Origin of the sequence: Streptomyces sp. WP-1 (assembly GCF_030450125.1) — a bacterium.
Lineage (GTDB): Bacteria > Actinomycetota > Actinomycetes > Streptomycetales > Streptomycetaceae > Streptomyces > Streptomyces incarnatus.
On record NZ_CP123923.1, the window covers coordinates 7202172 to 7220865 of the forward strand.

At 75.1% G+C, this 18694-nt stretch carries 19 protein-coding genes; 8 read left to right on the top strand and 11 right to left on the bottom strand.

Annotated elements, in window-relative coordinates:
* The first annotated feature begins 42 nt into the window (after positions 1–42).
* Positions 43–591: an RNA polymerase sigma factor gene (locus QHG49_RS31990; protein ID WP_159708819.1), complete on the top strand. Its 549-nt coding sequence runs from the start codon at positions 43–45 to the stop codon at positions 589–591.
* On the opposite strand, the gene QHG49_RS31995 is transcribed toward QHG49_RS31990, so the two are convergent.
* A complete protein-coding gene (locus tag QHG49_RS31995) occupies positions 578–2977 on the bottom strand; it encodes a SpoIIE family protein phosphatase (protein WP_301492293.1) in 2400 nt (799 codons plus the stop codon). The genes QHG49_RS31990 and QHG49_RS31995 overlap by 14 nt on opposite strands.
* Before the next feature lie 235 nt (positions 2978–3212).
* Between QHG49_RS31995 and QHG49_RS32000 the strand changes: the two genes are divergently transcribed.
* The 3 genes from QHG49_RS32000 (at position 3213) to QHG49_RS32010 (ending at position 4653) form a co-directional block, all read left to right on the top strand.
* On the top strand, positions 3213–3452 hold the full coding sequence (locus tag QHG49_RS32000; protein WP_111581720.1) for a hypothetical protein: 240 nt from the start codon (positions 3213–3215) through the stop codon (positions 3450–3452).
* Between the two features lie 4 nt (positions 3453–3456).
* The gene (locus tag QHG49_RS32005) at positions 3457–3834 is read left to right on the top strand and encodes a toxin Doc (protein WP_145484527.1); all 378 of its coding nucleotides are present in this window, start codon (positions 3457–3459) and stop codon (positions 3832–3834) included.
* Positions 3835–4218: 384 nt separating this feature from the next.
* Complete coding sequence (locus QHG49_RS32010) at positions 4219–4653, top strand: protease inhibitor (RefSeq protein ID WP_159707276.1); 435 nt, start codon at positions 4219–4221, stop codon at positions 4651–4653.
* Between the two features lie 215 nt (positions 4654–4868).
* On the opposite strand, the gene QHG49_RS32015 is transcribed toward QHG49_RS32010, so the two are convergent.
* The 5 genes from QHG49_RS32015 to QHG49_RS32035 form a co-directional block, all read right to left on the bottom strand.
* Positions 4869–5066, bottom strand: coding sequence for a CDGSH iron-sulfur domain-containing protein (locus QHG49_RS32015; protein ID WP_145484530.1), 198 nt, complete (start codon positions 5064–5066; stop codon positions 4869–4871).
* Positions 5047–5721: a HemK2/MTQ2 family protein methyltransferase gene (locus QHG49_RS32020; RefSeq protein WP_370530533.1), complete on the bottom strand. Its 675-nt coding sequence runs from the start codon at positions 5719–5721 to the stop codon at positions 5047–5049. Before QHG49_RS32020 ends, QHG49_RS32015 begins: the two co-directional genes overlap by 20 nt.
* A gap of 14 nt (positions 5722–5735) precedes the next feature.
* Entirely contained in the window at positions 5736–6749 is a 1014-nt protein-coding gene (locus QHG49_RS32025; RefSeq protein WP_301492297.1) for an iron-containing redox enzyme family protein, read from the bottom strand.
* Positions 6750–6777: 28 nt separating this feature from the next.
* A complete protein-coding gene (locus QHG49_RS32030; protein WP_145484536.1) occupies positions 6778–6969 on the bottom strand; it encodes a hypothetical protein in 192 nt (63 codons plus the stop codon).
* A 193-nt stretch (positions 6970–7162) separates the two neighbouring features.
* A complete protein-coding gene (locus QHG49_RS32035; RefSeq protein WP_301492300.1) occupies positions 7163–8665 on the bottom strand; it encodes an MFS transporter in 1503 nt (500 codons plus the stop codon).
* A gap of 288 nt (positions 8666–8953) precedes the next feature.
* Between QHG49_RS32035 and QHG49_RS32040 the strand changes: the two genes are divergently transcribed.
* From QHG49_RS32040 to QHG49_RS32050, 3 genes are read left to right on the top strand one after another with little or no spacing between them, the layout of a single operon-like run.
* On the top strand, positions 8954–9805 hold the full coding sequence (locus QHG49_RS32040; protein ID WP_301492302.1) for an SDR family oxidoreductase: 852 nt from the start codon (positions 8954–8956) through the stop codon (positions 9803–9805).
* A gap of 6 nt (positions 9806–9811) precedes the next feature.
* Positions 9812–10723 (top strand): DMT family transporter, encoded by a 912-nt coding sequence (locus tag QHG49_RS32045; protein WP_301492304.1) that lies wholly within the window; start codon positions 9812–9814, stop codon positions 10721–10723.
* Positions 10716–11477 carry a polysaccharide deacetylase family protein gene (locus QHG49_RS32050; RefSeq protein WP_370530534.1) on the top strand — a complete coding sequence of 254 codons (762 nt, stop codon included), beginning with the start codon at positions 10716–10718 and terminating at the stop codon, positions 11475–11477. The genes QHG49_RS32045 and QHG49_RS32050 overlap by 8 nt, the downstream gene beginning before the upstream one ends.
* A 29-nt stretch (positions 11478–11506) precedes the next feature.
* On the opposite strand, the gene QHG49_RS32055 is transcribed toward QHG49_RS32050, so the two are convergent.
* Entirely contained in the window at positions 11507–12565 is a 1059-nt protein-coding gene (locus QHG49_RS32055; protein WP_301492986.1) for a galactosyldiacylglycerol synthase, read from the bottom strand.
* A 236-nt stretch (positions 12566–12801) separates the two neighbouring features.
* Here QHG49_RS32055 and QHG49_RS32060 point away from each other — a divergent pair, with 236 nt between their 5' ends.
* The gene (locus QHG49_RS32060) at positions 12802–13647 is read left to right on the top strand and encodes a ribonuclease BN (RefSeq protein ID WP_370530535.1); all 846 of its coding nucleotides are present in this window, start codon (positions 12802–12804) and stop codon (positions 13645–13647) included.
* Between the two features lie 11 nt (positions 13648–13658).
* Here the strand turns inward: QHG49_RS32060 and QHG49_RS32065 are convergent, their stop codons facing one another.
* The 4 genes from QHG49_RS32065 to QHG49_RS32080 all read right to left on the bottom strand — a co-directional run bounded on the left by QHG49_RS32065 (position 13659) and on the right by QHG49_RS32080 (position 18443).
* Complete coding sequence (locus QHG49_RS32065) at positions 13659–14294, bottom strand: FMN-binding negative transcriptional regulator (protein ID WP_145484544.1); 636 nt, start codon at positions 14292–14294, stop codon at positions 13659–13661.
* 34 nt (positions 14295–14328) lie between these two features.
* Complete coding sequence (locus QHG49_RS32070) at positions 14329–15624, bottom strand: MFS transporter (RefSeq protein ID WP_301492305.1); 1296 nt, start codon at positions 15622–15624, stop codon at positions 14329–14331.
* Between the two features lie 97 nt (positions 15625–15721).
* The gene (locus QHG49_RS32075; RefSeq protein ID WP_301492306.1) at positions 15722–16672 is read right to left on the bottom strand and encodes a hypothetical protein; all 951 of its coding nucleotides are present in this window, start codon (positions 16670–16672) and stop codon (positions 15722–15724) included.
* Positions 16665–18443 carry a hypothetical protein gene (locus tag QHG49_RS32080; RefSeq protein WP_301492307.1) on the bottom strand — a complete coding sequence of 593 codons (1779 nt, stop codon included), beginning with the start codon at positions 18441–18443 and terminating at the stop codon, positions 16665–16667. The genes QHG49_RS32075 and QHG49_RS32080 overlap by 8 nt, the downstream gene beginning before the upstream one ends.
* Positions 18444–18694 lie beyond the last annotated feature (251 nt).

Here is an 18694-nt window from a genome sequence, read left to right on the forward strand (position 1 = left end):
CTATCATGCCTGCCCTGAGATCGACTCGAAGGGGTGCGTGACGTGCAGGACGAGGCGCCGGCGGAGGAACTCGCCCGGCATGCCGCCGCCGGGGACCCGGCGGCCCTGGAGCGGCTGCTGAGCGAGCTGCGGCCCGACGTCGTACGCCGCTGCGGGCGCTTCCTGCCCTGCCGGGAGGACGCCGAGGAGGCCGCCCAGGACGTGCTGCTCCAAGTGGCCCGGTACATCGGCACCTTCGAGGGCCGCAGCCGCTTCAGTACCTGGCTGTACACCGTGGTCGCCAACTGCTGCCGGCAGAAGTACCGCGAGCTGAAGCGGCGGGCCGCCGAGCAGCCCGTCGCCATCGAGCCGGCGCACGCCGTCGACCCGCGCACCACCAGCGTCATCGCCGGTTCCCGGGTGGACCTGCTGGAGGCGCTGGAACGGCTGGAGCGCGAGCATCCGCAGCTGGTCGCGCCGCTGGTCTACCGGGACATCTGCCAGCTGGACTACGCCGAGGCCGCCGAGCGCGCCGGGATCCCGCTCGGCACCTTCAAGTCCCGGCTGCACGAGGCCCGCCGGCAGGTACGGCCCTGGCTCACGAGCCCCTGACCGGCGGCTGGTCGTCCTCCTCGAACAGCGGCAGCTCCGCCCAGATCGTCTTGCCCTCCCCGGTGTGCCGGCTGCCCCAGCGCTGGGTGAGCTGAGCGACCAGCAGCAGCCCCCGGCCGCCCTCGTCGAAGGTCTTGGCCCGGCGCAGATGCGGGGCGGTGTGGCTGGTGTCGGAGACCTCGCAGATCAGCGTGGCCGCGTCATGGATCAGCCGGAGCCGGATCGGATGGGCGCCGTAGCGGATGGCGTTGGTGACCAGCTCGCTGACCACCAGCTCCGCCGTGAACGACGCCTCGCTCAGCCCCCACACGTCCAGCTGCTCCACCACCTGCTTGCGGATCGGCGCGACCAGCGCCGGGTCCGCCGGGATGTCCCAGGTCACCACCTGGGAGGCGGGCAGCCCCTGGGTGCGGGCGAGCAGCAGCGCCACGTCGTCGGCGGCGCCGCCGGACGGCAGCAGGGTGCGCAGGATCCGGTCGCAGGACAGGTCCAGCGAACCGGCGCCCGCGCTCAGCGCCTCGAAGAGCATCGCCCGCCCGGCGTCCCCGTCCCGGTCCCGGGACTTGACCAGGCCGTCCGTGTACAGCGCGAGCACGGTGCCCTCCGCCAGCTCCACCTCGGCGGACTCGAACGGCAGCCCGCCCAGGCCCAGCGGCGGACCCGCGGGCAGGTCCAGCTGGTGCGGGCGGCCGCCCGGCGGCAGCACGACGGGCGGCGGATGCCCGGCGCGGGCCAGCGTGCAGCGCCGCGACACCGGGTCGTAGACCGCGTACAGACAGGTCGCGCCGACCTCGCCGGTGCTGCCGTCCCGGCCGGTCTCCTCCGCGAGCCGCATCACCAGGTCGTCCAGGTGCGTGAGCAGTTCGTCCGGGGCGAGGTCGATGTCCGCGAGGGTGCGTACGGCGGTGCGCATCCGGCCCATGGCGGCCGAGGCCTGGACGCCGTGGCCGACCACGTCCCCGACGACCATCGCGACGCGCAAGCCCGACAGCGGGATCACGTCGAACCAGTCGCCGCCCACCCCCGCGCGTGCCGCCGGCAGATACCGGGAGGACGCCTGGAGGGCGGCCGTGCGCGGCAACGTGCGGGGCAGCAGGCTGCGTTGCAGGGCGAGGGCGGTCTCCCGCTCGCGCGAGTAGCGCCGGGCGTTGTCGATGCAGACGGCGGCCCGGGCCGTGATCTCCTCGGCCAGCATCCGGTCGTCGGCGTCGAAGCCGTCCGGGCGCCGGTGCCGGGTGAAGACGGCGACGCCCAGGGTGAGCCCGCGGGCCCGCACCGGCACCGACATCGTGGAGTGGATGCCGAAGGCCCGCACCTGCCGGGTGCGGGCGCTGTTCCAGTCCGTCCAGGGACTCATGTCGCCCGCGGTGCGGGAGGCGATGATGGTGTGGCCCGCGGTCAGCGAGTCCGCCTGCGGGGAGCCGGACGGATAGCGCTCGGTCCGCCCCGGTTCCATCACCGCCTCCGGCACCCCGTCCAGGACCGAGCGGTGGGCGGCCCGGCGCAGGGTCACCGGGGTGGCGACGCGGGCCGGGGGCTCACCGCCGTACTCCTCGGGGTCCAGCAGGTCGATGGTGACGAAGTCGGCGAGCGCGGGGACGCACATGTCGGCCAGCTCCTGCGCCGTGCGGGTGACGTCGAGGGTGGTGCCGATGCGCATGCTCGCCTCGTTGACCAGCTGGAGGCGCTGCCGGGCCCGGTGGCTGTCGCTGACGTCGTGCGCGGCGAGGCACACGCCCCGCACCCGGCCCGCGCGGTCGCGCACCGGCGCCATCCGGGCGAGCCAGGCGTGCGCCCGGCTCTCGCCGCCGGCCCGCATGAAGGTCCGCACGTCCAGCGGGCGGCCGGTGGCCAGCACCTCCCGCATGCCCCGCGCCAGTTCCTCGCTCTGCGGGCCGTCGACCAGCTCCGTGAAGCGCAGGCCCCGCGCGTGGTCCTCCGGCAGCCCGGAGACCACGGACATGGCGTCGTTCATCCGGCGCAGCCGCAGCTCCTCGTCGTAGACCGCGATCGCGCACGGCGACTGGAGCAGGCCCGCCTCGCCCAGCGGATCGTCCGCGGCGGGCGGCTCCGTGCGGGGCACGGGGGCGAACAGGACCCACCGGTTCCCCGCGCCGTCGGGCGCCGGGCGGTACCGGGCGAGCAGCCACAGGTCGACGCGGTGGCCGTCGAGGTGGCGCACGGCGAGCGTGCCCTGCCAGCGGGAGTCCCGGGGCAGCGTGGGCGCGGGCCCGATGAGCAGGCGCGCGGCGGGGCGGCCCACGACCGCGTCGGCGGGGTGGCCGAGCAGGCGCCGAGCGCCCTCGTTCCACTCCACCAGCGTTCCGTCGTCATCGATGACAGCTCGGGCCGTCGCCGCCTCGTCGAACGGATAGACCCGGCTCATCGTCGCCGCTCCCAAGCGCACACTCACAGTGAACAGGTGGCACCCCTCGCGCCCCCCAGCCTAGTGCGTCGCGCACACCGGTGGACGCCGGGCCCCGGCAGGGGAGGGGGCGCCGGCACCGGGGGCGGGCAGGCCGCGGGTGAAGCAGCGGTACGCGCCGGAGCCGGTACCGCGGCGGATACGGTGCGACCTGCGGAGATTTACGGGTGAGTACCCGAGCGGTACCGTTTGGTCCATGCCAGCTCTCAACGTGGAGTTCAGTGACCGGGAACTAGAGGACCTGCGGCAGATCGCCAAGGAGCGCGGTACGTCGATGAAGGCCCTCGTCCGCGAGGCCGCCGCCGCCGACATCGCCCGGCACCGGGCGCTGAAGGAGGGCGCCGCGGCGTTCCGCAGCTTCTTCACCGCGCACGCCGAGGAGTTCGCCGCCGCCTTCCCCGAGGACGAACCTCCCGCACGGGGCGAGGCCGCCTGAGGTGATGCAGCCCGTCATCCATATCGATGTCCCGTGGCTGCTCCAGCGCCACGAAGAGGTCCTGCCCGAGCAGCCCGCGATCGACGACTTCTCCGCGCTGGTCGCCGCCGTCGCCCGGCACCGGGTCGACCCGCCCCGGCTCGGCGTGGACTCCGACCCCGCCTGGCGGGCCGCCGCCCTGCTGCACACCCTCGCCCTGCTCAAGCCGCTGCCCGCGGCCAACGCCCGCTTCGCCTGCGCCACCGCCGTCGCCTACATGTTCGTCAGCGGCGCCGGCATCGACCCGCCGTACGGCGCGCTGGTGGACCTCGCCCGCGATCTGATCTCCGGCAAGACGGACGTGTACGGGGCCGCCGACCGGCTCCGCTCCTGGCAGATCTGAAACGCCGCCCACCCTGGACCAGGGCCGCCCGACCCGACTCCTCCGCCGGCCGGGCCGGCGCCCGCTCGGGCGGTGATCACCAGGTGAACACGGGGAGTCATGAAGGGGGTCCCGGGTGGCGGTGTCGGAATGTTTCCGGACGATTAAATAACCGCTGATTTTCAGCCAATTGGCGACTCCCCGAGGGCCGCCGCCGCCCAGTTCCAGGGCCCCGCCGTTCGAATTCCGTGACTTCACGCCACTGCTTCAACACGAAAGGTTACCGAAACCTGTGGGGTCGATGTGTGTTTCCGGCGTGGACTCGGCAGAGTGGCGCACGCCGCTCCGACGTCCTACCGGAAACGGAGCCGGCACCCGTCTAGTTCGAGCGGAAGGATGCACACCATGCGGAACACCGCGCGCTGGGCAGCGGCCCTCGGCCTCACGGCCGTCGCCGTCTGCGGACCCCTGACCGGGGCCGCCGTCGCAGCCCCGGACGCCGCCCCGGCCTCGCTCTACGCCCCTTCGGCGCTGGTGCTGACCATCGGCCACGGCGGCGAAGCGGCCACCGCGACCCCCGAACGCGCCGTCACCCTCAGCTGCGCCCCGAAGGCCTCCGGCACCCACCCGGCCGCCGCCACCGCCTGCGCGGAACTGCGCGGTGTCGGTGGCGACTTCGCCGCCCTCAAGGCGCGCGACGACGTGTGGTGCAACAAGCTGTACGACCCCGTGGTCGTCACCGCCCAGGGCGTGTGGCAGGGCCAGCGGGTCAGCTACGAACGCACCTTCGGCAACTCCTGTGAGCGGGACGCCGTCGGCGGCAGCCTCTTCGCGTTCTAGCGAGGGCTGCCCAAGGACCGGGATCGCAGGGTCTTCGTACACACCGGATCAGGACCGTGACTGGGGAGTGCGGACCTCTCGGAACGGGGAACCCGTGATCTCGCGCCGGACCGCCGGGCGAAGTGGGGTCGCCCGCCGGTTTGCCGGCACACAGAGCCGCTCCCCGGACAGGCCCGTGGGGGGCCTCCCGGGGAGCGGCGAAAAACCAACGGTGCTCAGGACTTGCGTCGATGACTGGTGTCGCACCAGGGGTATCGGCGACTGCGCCGGCAGGTGCACAGAGCGACACGGAAGCGGTCCGAGGACACCGTCGTACCGTCTTCCAGTTCCACCTCGACCGGACCCTCCACGAGCAGCGGCCCCCGCCGCCGCACGGTGATCCGGCGGGCGCGGTCAGCGGGTTCGTTCGGCACGGATCACCACCAGCTCCTCCGTCGTCTCGTGCGGCGCGAGCAGCCCGCGCCCGCGCAACCACTGCTCCCGGGAACGCAGTACGGGCCCCAGCGCGATCCAGCGCCGCCGCACCACCGCGGCCTTCAGACCCGCGCCGTGCAGCAGTTCCAGGGTGCGTCCGGGATCGCTCAGCGCCGACTGCACGATCAGCAGCACGCCCCGGGACGCCAGCAGCGCGGGCGCCTCCCGGCAGATCCGGTCCAGCACCAGCCGCCCGTCATGGCCCGCGTCCCAGGCCCGGGAGGGGCCGCGCGGCCCGCGTCCGCCGTGCGGGGCGGGCACATAGGGCGGGTTCGCGAGGATCACGTCGTACGACCCTCCGCGCGCCGGCGCGAAGAGGTCGCCGCGCCGGATCCGCACCGGCAGCCGGAACACCAGGGCGTTCAGCCGGGCCGTCCACACCGCCCGCCGGGACACGTCCACCGCGGTCACCTCGGCACCCCGCCGGGCCGCCGCGAGGGCCAGCGCCCCGCTTCCGGTGCCCACGTCGAGCACCCGCGCCCCGGCCGGTACGGCCTCCTCGCGCAGGGCCTCGGCCAGCAGCGCGGTGTCGTCCTGAGGGGCGTAGACGCCCGGAAGCAGCAAAGCGATCACGCGACGCGAGTACCCGGACATACCGAAAATATGGGTCATACCGTGCTCGGCTGTTCGAGGGGGGCGCGCAGCGTGGACCGGCCCGCGCGCCAGTCGGTGAGCAGCCGCCGTGCGAGCCGCTCCTCCAGGTGCTCGGTCGCGTCGATGCCGAAGGCGATGTCCGGGGCCAACTCCGGTTCCTCCTCCAGCAGTCCGCCGATCACCTCGTGCCGTACCACCTGTTCGTGCACCGCGTCCGCCTCCACGTGCTCGTCGTAGAAGAACTGCGCGGCGGCCCCCGCGCCGGTGCGGCGCAGCGCCTCGGCGAGCCGCCGGGAGCCGGGGGAGGAGGTGATCTCCACGTCCGCGAAGTGGCCGACCAGCGCGCCGCGCAGCGCGCGGTGCAGGCCGAACAGGGACATCAGGTTGACGACGGCCAGCATCTCGGCGGGCGCCGCGTCCAGGTAGCGGCCGTACGCGGTGTCCAGGCCGAGGTCCCGCATCAGGTCGGCGAACAGGCGGGCGTGCACCCGCTCGGCCCGGCCGCCGCCGAACTCGTCGTACTCCACCGCCGCCATCGCCGCCTTCGCCCGCCCCCACAGCCGGGGCAGCACCCAGGCGTGCGGGTCGGCCTCCTTAAGGTGGTACAGGGAGCGCTGCGCCGCGTACTCGCGCAGCTGCCACAACTCGCCCTCGGCACACAGGAAATGGCTGACCCCCGTGCCCTCGGCCGGTTCCACCAGGAGCGCGCCGAGCGCGTCGTCGAGGCTCTCGTGCCCGGGGGCGTCGGCGCGCAGCGCGGCCAGGAAGCGGTGCTCCAGCCCGGCCCGCAGACGCAGCAGGTCCGGGTCCCACTCGGCGTCGGCGGGCACGCCCGCGAAGCCGCGGTAGTGCAGCTCGTAGCAGAGGTACAGGGCGAGCTGCGGGTCGTCCCCGTAGGGGTCCCCGTCGTCGGCGGGGGCGGGAAGCGGTCCCGTACCGGGGAGCGGTCCGGTGCCGCGCAGGTAGGCGATCAGCGCGGCGGACAGCGGGCCCCGTGCGGGCGGCAGCTCGGGTCCTCGTGGGTTCATGGCGGCCGGGTACCCGGATCCGGGCAGGTCAGTGGCGCCGTTCGGGTGCCGTACGGTCCCCGGACGCCTGTTCCTGGGCTTCCGTGCTCGGGCTGATGGCGTCCCCCGCCTCGCCGTCCCCGTGGCGCTTCTCGCCGCGCAGCTCGGCCTGCTCGGCCTCGTGCAGCACCTCCTCCAGCGCCGTCTCGGGCCGCTTGCCGTGCTTGTTCTCGCTGGTCATGGCGTCTCCTGCCGGTCGGTGAGTTCCTGGTCCGCGTCCGGATACCCGGCACGGCCCGCCCTAAGCGCGGGCCCGGTACGGCCGCCCCCGGACAGGGCGAGAGGCCGCCGTCTCCCTGCGGACGGCGGCCCCTCGGCTCGGGTGGCTCTCGGCTCGGGCGGCCCCTCGGCGGCTCTGCCGGGGCCGGGGGGTCTCACATGTGGACGACGGCCGCCGCGCCCGGGTCCTGCCGCGGCACCCCGGGCCGGTAGAGCAGGAAGGTGAGCACCGTGCCCGCGGCGAAGAAGCCCGCCGACCACCAGAAGGCGGTGGTGTAGCTCTCGATCGTGGCCTGGGCCTGGACCAGCTTGCTGGTGGCGTCACGGCCGGCCATGTAGTGCGTGGCGGCGCTGGTCGCGAGGGTGTTCAGCAGGGCCGTGCCGACCGAGCCGCCCACCTGCTGCATGGCGTTGACGCTCGCGGAGGCCACGCCCGCGTCCTCGGCTGCGACCCCGCCGGTGGCCAGCTGCATCGCGGGCGGCATCACCAGGCCGAGGCCGAAGCCGGTCACGATCAGCTGCGGCAGCACGGCGCCGCTGTAGTGCGAGCCGAGGCCGATGCCGGTCAGCCAGGCCATGCCGGCCATGGCGATGGCGAACCCCAGCGGGATGACCGGCTTCGGGCCGAGGCGCGGTACCAGGAGCGTGGTGCCCAGCTGCGCCGCCACCATCAGCGCGCCGACCATCGGCAGGAACGCCACACCGGTCCTGGTGGGGCTGAAGCCGAGGTTGAGCTGGAGGTAGTAGGTGAGGAACAGGAACACGCCGAACATGCCGGCGCCGGTGATCAGCACCGCGAGGAAGGAGGCCGACCGGTTGCGGTCCAGCAGGATCCGCAGCGGCAGCAGCGGGTGCGCGGCGCGGGTCTGCCACCAGGTGAACGCGGCGAGCAGTACGGCGCCCGCGAGCAGGAAGCCCCAGGTCAGCGGGGAGTGCCAGTGGTGGCTCTCGGCGTTGGAGAAGCCGTAGACCACGGAGAAGAGCCCGGCGGCGACCAGGACCGTGCCCGGCACGTCCAGCTTGGCGTGGCCCGCGTCGCGGTGGTTGCCCAGCAGGATCCAGCCGCCCGCGAAGGCGATGACCGCGATGGCCACGTTCACGTACAGCGTCCAGCGCCAGTCCAGGGCGTCGGTGAGCAGCCCGCCGAGCAGCAGGCCGACCGCGCCGCCGGCACCGGCGATCGCGCCGTAGACGCTGAAGGCGCGGGCCCGCTCGCGGGCGTCGGTGAACGTGGTGTTCAGCAGGGACAGCGCGGCCGGTGCGAGCAGCGCGCCGAAGGCGCCCTGGAGGGCGCGGGCGGTGACCAGCATGGCGAAGCCGTTCGCCGCGCCGCCGAGCGCGGAGGCACCGGCGAAGCCGACGACGCCGACGAGGAAGGCGGGCTTGCGGCCGAACAGGTCGGCGATGCGGCCGCCGAGCAGCAGCAGCGAGGCGAAGGCCAGTGCGTAGGCGGTGACGATCCACTGCCGGTTGCCGTCGGAGAAGCCGAGGTCGCGCTGGGCGGAGGGCAGGGCGATGTTCACGATCGTGGCGTCGAGGACCACCATCAGCTGGGCGACGGCGATCACCGCGAGGATCCACCACCGCCGGGGCGAGGCGTCGTGCGGTGCCGGTCCGGCCCCCGTCCGGGGGCCGTCGGTCAGGGTCTTCTGGGACATGGGGGAACCACTCCAGGGAAGTCGTTCGCGGGCGGGTCGTGCGGCGTACATAAACGAAACGGTTTCGTACGCGTCGAGGCTAGACCAGGTCGAGCGAAACGGCAACGTTTCGCTGGTGTGCCCGGACAGGGCATCGCGCGGCGACCCGCGCGTCGGCGACCCCGCCGGGGCCCCCGTACGCGCCGCTTCCGCGTGCGCGGAGTATCCGGGTGTGGCGCCCTGGATACACCGCGAGGTCCGGTCCAGGAGTTCGCGCCCCCCGCACGCCGTCGCGATGAGGTCGCCACCATGTCCCACGCCCCGTCCCCCGCAGGACCGTCGAACCGCGCCCGGCCGGTGACGAAGTCCGGCCCGGCGGCGGGACGTGACGCCCGGCCCGCCGATCAGCAGGCCCCTCTCGCCACGGCCCTGGTGACCGGTGCCTCCTCCGGTATCGGCGCGGCCGTGGCCCGTCGGCTGGCCGCCGACGGCGGCTGGCGGCTGATGCTCAACGGCCGTGACCTCACCCGACTGGAGCAGGTGGCCGCGGAGATGTCGGCGGCCGCCGTCGCCGCCGACCTCAGTTGGCCCGGCGCCGACCGCCGGGTGACCGAGGCCGCCCTGGCCCACCTGGGCCGCGTGGACCTGCTGGTGGCGGGCGCCGGCGTCGGCTGGGCCGGTGATTTCACCGGCATGCCCCGCGCCCGCATCGACGAGCTGGTCGGCACCGATCTGCTGGCCACCCTGCACCTCGTGCGCGCCCTGCTGCCCCACATGGTCGCGGCCGGTTCCGGGCGGATCGTGCTGCTCGGCTCCGTCGCGGGCAGCGTGGGCGTGCGCGGCGAGGCGGTGTACTCCGCGGTCAAGGCCGCCCTGGCCGCGTTCGCGGACGCGCTGCGCTACGAACTGCGCGGCACCGGCGTCGGCGTCACCCATGTGGTCCCCGGCGTGGTCGACACCCCCTTCTTCGACCGGCGCGGCGCCCCCTACCGGCGCTCCTGGCCCCGCCCGGTGCCCCCCGAGCGGGTCGCGGACGCCGTGCTCACCGCCGTACGACGCGGCACCGACGAGGTGTACGTGCCCGGCTGGCTGCGGCTGCCCGCCCGGGTGCGCGGTGCCGCGCCGGGGCTCTACCGGCGGCTCGCCGCCCACTTCGGGTGAGCGCCCGTGCTCGCCCTCACGGTCGGCCTCGCCCTGTGCTCGGCCCTGGCGAACGCCGCCTCCTCGGTGCTGCAACGCCGGGCCGCCGCGGAGGACACCCCGGCGGAACCCGGCGGGGCGGGCGCGCTGCTGCGGGGGCTGCGGCGGCTGGCGCGGCGCCCGGACTGGCTGGCCGGTGTCGGCCTGCTGATGCTGTCCGCCGTGATGCAGGGCTGGGCGCTGGCCGTGGGCAGCCTCTCGCTGGTGCAGCCGCTGCTCGCCACCGAGCTGCTGTTCACCCTGATCGTGGGCGGCCTCGTCTTCCGGCGCCGCCCGGACCGCCGCACCTGGCTGGCGTTCGTCGCGCTCGCCGTGGGACTGGCCGTCTTCCTGCTGTCGGCCGCGCCGCGCCCGGGCCGCGACGACGCCACGTCCCGGGCGTGGCTCCTGGCCGGGACCGTGGCCTGCTGCGTCGTCCTGCTGCTGGTGCTGGCCGCCCGTACGGTACGGGGTGCCGCCCGTGCCGCGCTGCTGGGCCTCGCCTCCGCCGTGTCCTTCGCGACCACCGCCGCGCTGCTCAAGGAGACCGTGGGACGGCTGCGGTTCGGGCCCGGGGTGATGTTCTCCCACTGGTCGCCGTACGCCACCGCCGCCGTCGGGCTCGTCGCCTTCCTGCTGCTCCAGAGAGCGCTCGGCGCCGGGTCGCTGGCCGCGTCCCAGCCCGCGCTCACCCTGGGCGACGCGCTCACCAGCGTGGCGCTCGGCTGGGCGCTGTTCGGGGAGTCCGTGCAGCTCGGCCTGCGGATCGTCCCGGAGGTCATCGGCATCGTGCTGATCGGCGCGGGCAGCATCGGGCTGGCCAACGTGCTCTCCGCCGGGCACGGTTGGGACGCACCCGCCGACGCGGACGGCAGCCGGGCCGGGGCGCGCCGTGAGTGAACACCCGGCTCCCTGGCGGGCGTCCGCCCCGGCCGCGCGCGCCCTGCGTACGGCCGGGGCCCTGCTGCCGCTCGGGCTCGCGGGCGCCCATATCGGGCCGGCCGCCACCTGGCTCCCCGCCGTACGGCTGCCGCTGTTCCCCCGGCTCGCGGGCACCGGAGCGCGCCACCATGCCGCCCTGACCTTCGACGACGGCCCCGACCCGGTCGCCACGCCGCGCTTCCTGGACGCCCTGGACGCGCTCGGCGCGCGCGCCACCTTCTTCATGCTCGGCGAGCACGCGGTGCGCCATCCCGCGCTGGTCGCGGAGACCGCCCGGCGCGGCCACGAGATCGCGGTGCACGGCTGGAGCCACGACCGGCCCTGGCGCCCCGCGCTCGCCCGCGAACGGGAGGGCGTCGTCCGCACCGCCCGCGCCGTCCACGACCTCACCGGCCGCCGCCCCCGCTGGTACCGGCCGCCCTACGGCATCCTCACCTCCCCCCGCTGGCTGGCCGCCCGGCACGCCGGGCTGCGCCCGGTCCTGTGGTCCGCCTGGGGCAAGGACTGGCGCGCGGACGCCACCCCGGAGTCGGTGCGCGCCCTGGTCACCGCGCAGCTGCGGGGCGGCGGCACGATCCTGCTCCACGACTCGGACCGGCAGTCCGCGCCCGGCTGCTGGCGATCGGCCCTCGACGCCCTGCCGGGCATCGTCGGGGACTGCCGCGAGGCGGGGCTGACGGTGGGGCCGCTGGGGGAGCACGGGATCGGCTGACCAGCGGCTTCGCGCGGGGGAGCCGCTGGTCAGGAGGTCCGTGGAGCGGCGAGTTCCGCCACCGCCGCCATCGGGTCCGCCCGGAACAGGGCGCGGGCCCGCGCCGCCCGCGCCGGGGCGTGGGACGGCAGGGCGGCCAGGGCCTCCAGCAGGGCGGGCGGGTCCGGGGCGAGGGCCGACAGGCCGAGCCCGGCCATCCGGCGCACGCCCTCCAGACCATGGCCCGGCAGGGGACGGTAGCCGACGACCGGCAGCCCGGCCGCGAGGGCCTGCACGGCCGTCTGACCGGCCGCGTTGTCCAGCAGGGCGTACGACGCGCCGAGCAGCCCCGGCATGTCCGCGACCCAGTCCAGGGCGAGCACCCCGGGAACCCGGCCGACCCGGTCGTACAGCCGTCGGTTGCGGCCGCACAGCACCACCGGCAGATACCCCGCACCGGCGAGCAGCGCGGCGGTGGCGTCCGGCCGGGTCGCCGCCCCCCAGGCGCCCGCGGACAGCAGCACCGGCGGCCGGCCGGGCGCCTTCGCGGTGAACCGCTCCCGCCAGCGCACCGCGCCCGGGGCCGGCGCCGAGAACGCCGGTGCCACGGCGGGACCGGTCGGCACGGCCGCCACCCCGAGACCCCGGCGCACCTCCCGGGCCGCCGCGTCGGTCAGGCACAGATAGCGGTCGTTGCCCGGGTGCAGCCACTGCCGGTGCACGGCGAAGTCGACCAGATAGACCGCGCTCGGCACCCGCAGCCGCCCCCGCGCCCGCAGATGCCCGGTCAGCTGGGCGGCCAGATGGAAGACGGACACCACCACATCGGCGTCCACCCGGTCCACGACCGACAGCAACCGCTCCCCGGCGAGCCGCGCGAGCGGCACCCCGCTCGGCCGGGCGCCGCCGGTACCGCCGCGCAGGAACGCGTCGTAGACCCCCGCGTACACCCAGGGCGCGTGCCGGACCACCGCCCGGTACCAGCCGCGCAGCCCCGCCCCGAGCCCGCGGGGCAGCAGCGTCAGCACGTCGACGACGTACGGCTCATGGCCGTACCCCCCGGCCCGCCGCGCCAGTTCGGCGGCGACCGTGTCATGTCCGGCCCCCATGCTCGCGCTCAGGATCAGCGTCCGGCGCCGCCGGGGCACCTCGGCGGATGCGCACACGGGACCCGATTCTGCGGGGCGGGGCGGCCGAACCGGACAAGCCGGGCCGTGTCGCAGCGCCGCGTTGGACCCGACTGGCCGACTCCTCCGTGGCGGGACGCCCGGTCCGTGCCACAGTGAAGCCAGGCGCGCGTCCACGCCGGACCCGCACGCGCGCCGCGGTGAACACGGGAGGTGCCGTGAGTCGGTTGCGGCGCGGCCTGCACCGCGCTTGGCGGTGGATCCGCGTCCAGGCCCTGTTCGCGCACGGCCGGGAGCTGGAGCTGATGCACCGGGCCATGGGCTTCGCCACCCTGGCGCTGGTCACGCTGGCCCCGCTGCTGATCGTGGTCGCCGCCGCCGACCCGCTGGTCCAGGGCGGGTTCGCCTCCTGGCTGACGGACGGGATGGGACTGTCCGGGCCCTCCGCGCGCGTGGTCACGGACGTCATCAGCCCCCCGCACAACGTCATCGGCACCACCAGCGCCTGGAGCGCCGTACTGCTCGCCGTGTTCGGCGTGTCCTTCGGGGGCAGCGTGCAGAACGCCTACGAACGCATCTGGGGCCTCGCCGCCGGGCCCTGGCACCGGGTCTGGCGGCAGGCCACCTGGCTGATCGTGCTGACGGCCTACCTCTACCAGGAGGTGGCGACCAAGGCCGCGCTGCACGGCTCCCAGCGGATCCTGCTGTCCGGGCTCAGCGGGGTGCTGTTCTTCTGGTGGGGACAGCACTTCCTGCTCGGCGACCAGGTCCGCTGGCGGGAACTGCTGCCCGGCGCGCTGGCCACCATGATCGGCCTCGCCGGCCTGCGCGCCTTCTCCTACCTCGTCTTCACGCCCCTCATCGTCACCAACGCCCTCAGCTACGGCGCGGTCGGCACCGTCCTCGTCCTGGAGTCCTGGCTGATCGGCGTCGGCTTCGTCCTCTACGGCGGCGCCCTGTTCGGCCGCTGGTTCTGCGAGCACCACTGGGTGATGCCGCTCCATCTGCGCCGGCACGAGGACGAGGACGGCCGGGCACCGGAGCGGGACGACGAGACCCCCTAGGGATAAGCCCCCTACGCCTCGTCGCCCGCGCGTTCCACGAGCCGTCGGCGGGCGATCTCGTCGCCGGGGCCCGCGCGGCGGGCGAGCAGGTCGGCGACGTGGGCGCGGTGCGGGGCGTCCGCGTTGCCGCCGTACTTGAACTTGGCGGTCACCTTCTCCACCCGGAACCGCAGCCCCCGGATGCCGGAGAGGCGGCGGCCGTGCTCGGCGGGGTCGATCAGCGAGGCGCCGCCGTCGCTCTCCTCGCGGGCGATCTGGCGGCGCAGGATCTCCGCCTTGCCCTCGGCGTCGGCGACGATCCGCGCGGTGCCGACGAGCTGGGCGGCGGCGTAGTAGGTGGTCGGGACGCCCCGCGCGGGGTCCTCGTCGCCGACGGTCTTCCACGCGCCCGGGATGTACGCCCAGTCACCGGCGACCGACATCATGACGACCGGGTTCTCCTCGATCGCGGCCCACACGGGGTTGGCGCGGGCGAGATGCAGCAGGACCTCCGCCCCGTCCGCACCCCGCTCGACGACGAACTGCGTCGGCACCACCACCGGCACGTCCCGCCCCCGCCCGGCCGCGACCAACTGCCCGAACCGATGCGCCCGGGCCAGTTCGAGGCCCTCCTCGGCCGTCCCGGCGTCCCATGGCTGAACGAACAACGTCCCCTCCTCCGACGGTTCCAGGGCCGTGAGCCTACTCGGAGGCCGCGCGCGATCCGGGCGCGACCTCCGGACCCGGGGCCTTCGGTTCGTCGTCCTCACCGTCGTCCCTGGCCGGCCGGGCGCGGTGTGCGGCGAGTCCGTGCCAGGCGGTCGCCGCGCTGGCCACGCTGAGGGCGGCGGCGGTCAGGAAGCTCCAGCGGGCGTCGCCGCCCGCGCCGGAGGCGATCGCGCCGAACAGCACGGCGCCCAGGGGGTTGGCGGCGAACGCGAACGTACGGGCGTTCGCGGTCACCCGGCCGAGCAGCTGCGGCGGCACCACGCGCTGGCGCACGGCGCGGATGTGCACGGACGCGAACACCGACAGGCCCCCGTGCAGGAAGTTCGCGGCGGCCAGGAACAGCGGATCGCGGGCCGCCCCCATGGCCAGCAGGGTCCCGCCGAGGCCGATGACGGACACGGCGATCAGCGGACCGGCGTCGAAGCGCCGGGCCGCCGCGTCGGCGACGGAGGTGGCGCCGATGCCGCCGAGCCCGGCCGCCGCGAGGATGACGCCGATCCAGGTGGGCGAGGCGTGCAGATCGTGGGTGGCGTAGAAGACGACCAGTGTCTCGGCGGCGATGACCAGGTTGATGACCACCTGGAGCGAGACCAGCCGCATGACGAGCGCGTGGCCGCGGATGTAGCGCAGCCCCTCGGCCATGTCCCGGCGGACCGAGGCACGCGCCCCGGGCTCGGCCGGGGCACCCGCGTCGAAGCGCATCGGGACGAGGGTGAGGGCGGAGAGCAGGAAGGTGACGGCGTTGAACCACATCGCGGAGGGCACGCCGAACGCGGCCACCCCGGTCCCGATGACGGCGGGCCCCAGCAGCAGACCGAGCTGATTGCTCATCTCCAGGCGGGCGTTGCCGGTCACCAGGTCCCGCGGGCGCAGACTGGTCTGGACGGCGACGGCCAGGGCGGTCTCGAAGAACACCCCGGCCGAGGACGCGGCGAAGGCCAGCAGCAGGACGAGCCCCGGGCCGAAGGGGGCGTGCACGGCGGCGGGCAGCGCGCCGAACACCGCGAAGCGCAGCAGGTCGCAGACCAGCATCACCCGCCGGGGGTTGCGCATACGGTCCACGATGGGTCCGGCGAGGAAGCCCACGAGCAGGTACGCCACCGTGCGGGGGGTCGCCGCGAGGGCGCCCAGGACCGGGCTGCCGGTGGCGTGGATCACCAGCAGGGGGACGGCGAGGGCCGCCGCGCCGTCCCCGATGACGGAGATCGTCTGACCGCCCCACAGCAGCCTGAACGTGCCGCTGCGGACCGTACCCGTGCTCAACGCCACGTCTGTCTTCCTTCGCCTGCTTGCTCGTCGGCGGCTCGTCGGCCGTCGCCGGTGCCGCGCGTTCTCCGGATCTCGCGGGGCATCCGCGTCCCGCGTGTCATACGAGGAAGTCGCCGGGCCACCCCTGCCACGGGTCGCGTCCGAAGCCCACCAGGGTGCCGAGCGCGCCGGCCGCGTCGCACGGCAGCGCGGTGTATCCGGCGACGTCCGCGGGTGGTTCGTCGAGGGAGTCGGCGAGCCGGAGGACGGCCGAGGGGTGGGCCGCGGCGACGGCCTCCGCGGGCGTGGCCGCGGTGTCGTCGCGCCGCCAGGGCGGGGCGCCCGCCGCTCCGGTGCGCCACACCCCGCCGAGGCGGGTGCAGCTGCCGGGGTGCTCAGGGGCGCCGAGCGCGGCCGCCGCCGCGTCGAGCCGCTCGCCGCCGGGGCCGGCGAGCACCACGCAGCCGCCGGTGGCGCCCAGCACGCTCGCGCGGGACGCCGCCCGCACCTTCTCGGCGGTGGCGGGGTGTCCGGTGACCACCACCAGGTCGTCGGCGGTCAGCGCCGTGACCGCCTCGGCGGCGGGCGCGGCCGCCGGGCGCAGCGAGTCCTCGGGCAGGCGCAGCAGCCGTGCCGTCCGGGACACCGCCGAGGCGATCGCGGCGCGCTGCCGGTCGTGGCCCGCGACCAGCACCGGGACGCCGCACACCGCGAACGGCGCGGCCCGCCGCAGCAGATGGACCGTGTGCCCGTGGGCGGGCAGCAGGGCGAGCACCCGCCCGCGCCCGTGCCAGCCGGCCCGGGCGGCGGGTTCCCGGCCCGCGAGGGCGAGCGTCCGCCGGGCCGCCCAGCGCGCGGTGGCGGCCACCTCCCGGGCGAGCGCCCCCGGCCACACCGCGTGCGGGAGCCGGGGGTCGCGCAGGGCCGCGATGTCGTCGCCGGGCACGCCCTCGGCCAGCAGGTCGCGCAGCGCGGCGAAGGGGTCCCGCAGGGGCCGCCGTTCCAGCGGCAGCACGGCACCCACGCCGAACAGGGCGTCCCCGGCCGCTCGTCGGGCCGTCTCAGGCATCGGTGTGCCAGCCGGCGCGCTGGACGATCGCCGCCTCGCCGTGCCGGTAGTGCTGGAGGATCCCGTCCAGGAAGCTCCAGGTGAGCTGGGGGACGAGGGCGGCCGCGGCGACGGACTCGCGGTCGACGCGGTGCCGATCGGTGAGCAGGTCGAGCAGCACCCGGGTGTCGTCGCCGTGGCCGAGCCGGGTGTCCTCGTCGTCGTGGCGCCGCATCGCCGCCACCATCGCCTCCGCGCCGGGGCACCGGTCGAACACGGTGCGGTAGAAGCCGTCGTGGCGGGCGTGCACCCCGCCGTCCACGGCGGTGAGCGACAGCTGGAGGTAGGTCAGGGCGATGACGTACGCCTTCCAGTCGCGCTGGCCCAGCTCGCGCAGGGTGCCGACGAACGCGACCGTGGTCGGCAGCGGCCGCATCCGGTCGGTGGGCAGCCCGGCGTAGCGGTCCCCGCGCGCTCGTTCGATGCCGCGCAGGAACATCTTGCCGTGGTTGAACTCCTCGGTCAGGTGCTTGACCAGTTCGGCCCGGATCACCGGGTCGGGGCAGGCGGCGACGGCGGCGCCGCAGTGCTGCCAGATCCCGGCGACGTAGTGGTAGTTCTCGACCATCCAGCCGTGCACCAGCGGGAGGGTGGGCTCCTCGGTGAGGCGGCGCCACAGCCGGTGTCCGTCGATGGCCGTCATCCAGCCCTCGACCAGCTTCTCCAGGTCGGCCGCCCCGGTGCCGCCGTCCCAGTCGCGCGCGGTGCGGGCGGTCAGGTCGCGGGCGGCGGTGGCGGGGGTGGGTCCCGTGCCCGGCGCGGCCGGGTCCTGGTCGGTGGCGCGCCCGGCGAAGGCGTAGGCGAGCGCGAGGGTCCGGCGGACGCCGGGGCGCGCGCTGCGCGGGCCGTGCGTCACGGAGTCGTAGATCTCGGCGGGCCACACCGGCAGTCCGTCGGCCTCGCCGCCGAGGGTGCGGACGGGACCGTCCAGGGCGAGGGCCGGGGCCGCCTCGACCACGGTCGCCGACAGGCCCTCGGTGAACGTCTCCAGCCAGCGCACGATCATCTCGGCGACCAGGCTCACCGCGTTGAGCCAGTCGGCGAGTTCGGCCGCGGGCACGACGCGGGCGGCTTCCAGGGCGTGCCGCCAGTTGGAGCCGTGGCCGAGGCCGAGGTCGGTCTGCACATGCTCGAAGATCGCGTCGACCGCCTCGCGGGAGAGCACTCCCTGGTCGACCAGCATGGTGTGCCATCCGGCGACCGACTCGCGGTCCCCCGCGGTGTATTCCAGCAGCCCGGAGCAGATCGCGGCGGCCAGCGGGCCGTAGGCGGCGACCGTGCGCATGAGGTGGATCCACTCGACGGTCACCGGCCCGGGGCGGGCCTCGCGGACCAGGTCGCGGGGCAGCCCCAGCGCGGCCAGTCCGTTCTCGAAGTACGTGTCGTGGTCGGCCTCTTCGACCACATGGTGGGCCTGGAGGCGGATCAGGGGGTCGGGCCGCAGCGCGTCGGTGATGCCGCTGGCCATCCGGAACGGAGCCGCGGCCAGATAGTGGCGCGACTCCAGGAGGTAGGCGAGGACGGGCGCGGCGCCGTCGGTGCCGCGTGCCGCGCGGATGCGCCGCCACACGGGGTGGCCGTAGACGAACTCCAGGCTCGCCCGGTACTGGGCCTCGACCAGCTGTTCGGCCTCGGCGGCCGGGAGGCACCGGTCGGCGGGACCGAGCCCGAGCGGGCGCAGCAGGGTGGTCAGCAGCGCCGTATGGCCGGCCGCGGCGAGCGGAAGCTCCACGGAATCCACGAGAATTACCGGTTCCGTTTTTTCTTCGCCATGGGAACGGGAAAGGTAGGGAACCGTCCTACGGAGCTTCGTCAATTCTCTCTCCCACGCCGGATGTCAGGTGTCCGCACTCGTCCTGACGTGCCGGTACCGCCCCGGTGGGGGCGGCACCGGCACGCGCGGGAACGTTTACTCGACGACCGCGGCCCGCAGTTCCTGCGACGCCTCGGCGGCGCGCGCCTCGACGTCCGCGATCTCCTGGA

What these genes read in the sequence shown, in the direction of transcription:
- QHG49_RS32000 (WP_111581720.1), top strand. Translation starts at nt 3,213, where the DNA reads ATGCCAGCTCTCAACGTGGAGTTCAGTGACCGGGAACTAGAGGACCTG.
- QHG49_RS32040 (WP_301492302.1), top strand. Translation starts at nt 8,954, where the DNA reads ATGTCCCACGCCCCGTCCCCCGCAGGACCGTCGAACCGCGCCCGGCCG.
- QHG49_RS32055 (WP_301492986.1), bottom strand. Translation starts at nt 12,565, where the DNA reads ATGGGGGCCGGACATGACACGGTCGCCGCCGAACTGGCGCGGCGGGCC.
- QHG49_RS32005 (WP_145484527.1), top strand. Translation starts at nt 3,457, where the DNA reads ATGCAGCCCGTCATCCATATCGATGTCCCGTGGCTGCTCCAGCGCCAC.
- QHG49_RS32075 (WP_301492306.1), bottom strand. Translation starts at nt 16,672, where the DNA reads ATGCCTGAGACGGCCCGACGAGCGGCCGGGGACGCCCTGTTCGGCGTG.
- QHG49_RS32020 (WP_370530533.1), bottom strand. Translation starts at nt 5,721, where the DNA reads ATGTCCGGGTACTCGCGTCGCGTGATCGCTTTGCTGCTTCCGGGCGTC.
- QHG49_RS32035 (WP_301492300.1), bottom strand. Translation starts at nt 8,665, where the DNA reads ATGTCCCAGAAGACCCTGACCGACGGCCCCCGGACGGGGGCCGGACCG.
- QHG49_RS32030 (WP_145484536.1), bottom strand. Translation starts at nt 6,969, where the DNA reads ATGACCAGCGAGAACAAGCACGGCAAGCGGCCCGAGACGGCGCTGGAG.
- QHG49_RS32025 (WP_301492297.1), bottom strand. Translation starts at nt 6,749, where the DNA reads ATGAACCCACGAGGACCCGAGCTGCCGCCCGCACGGGGCCCGCTGTCC.
- QHG49_RS31995 (WP_301492293.1), bottom strand. Translation starts at nt 2,977, where the DNA reads ATGAGCCGGGTCTATCCGTTCGACGAGGCGGCGACGGCCCGAGCTGTC.
- QHG49_RS32010 (WP_159707276.1), top strand. Translation starts at nt 4,219, where the DNA reads ATGCGGAACACCGCGCGCTGGGCAGCGGCCCTCGGCCTCACGGCCGTC.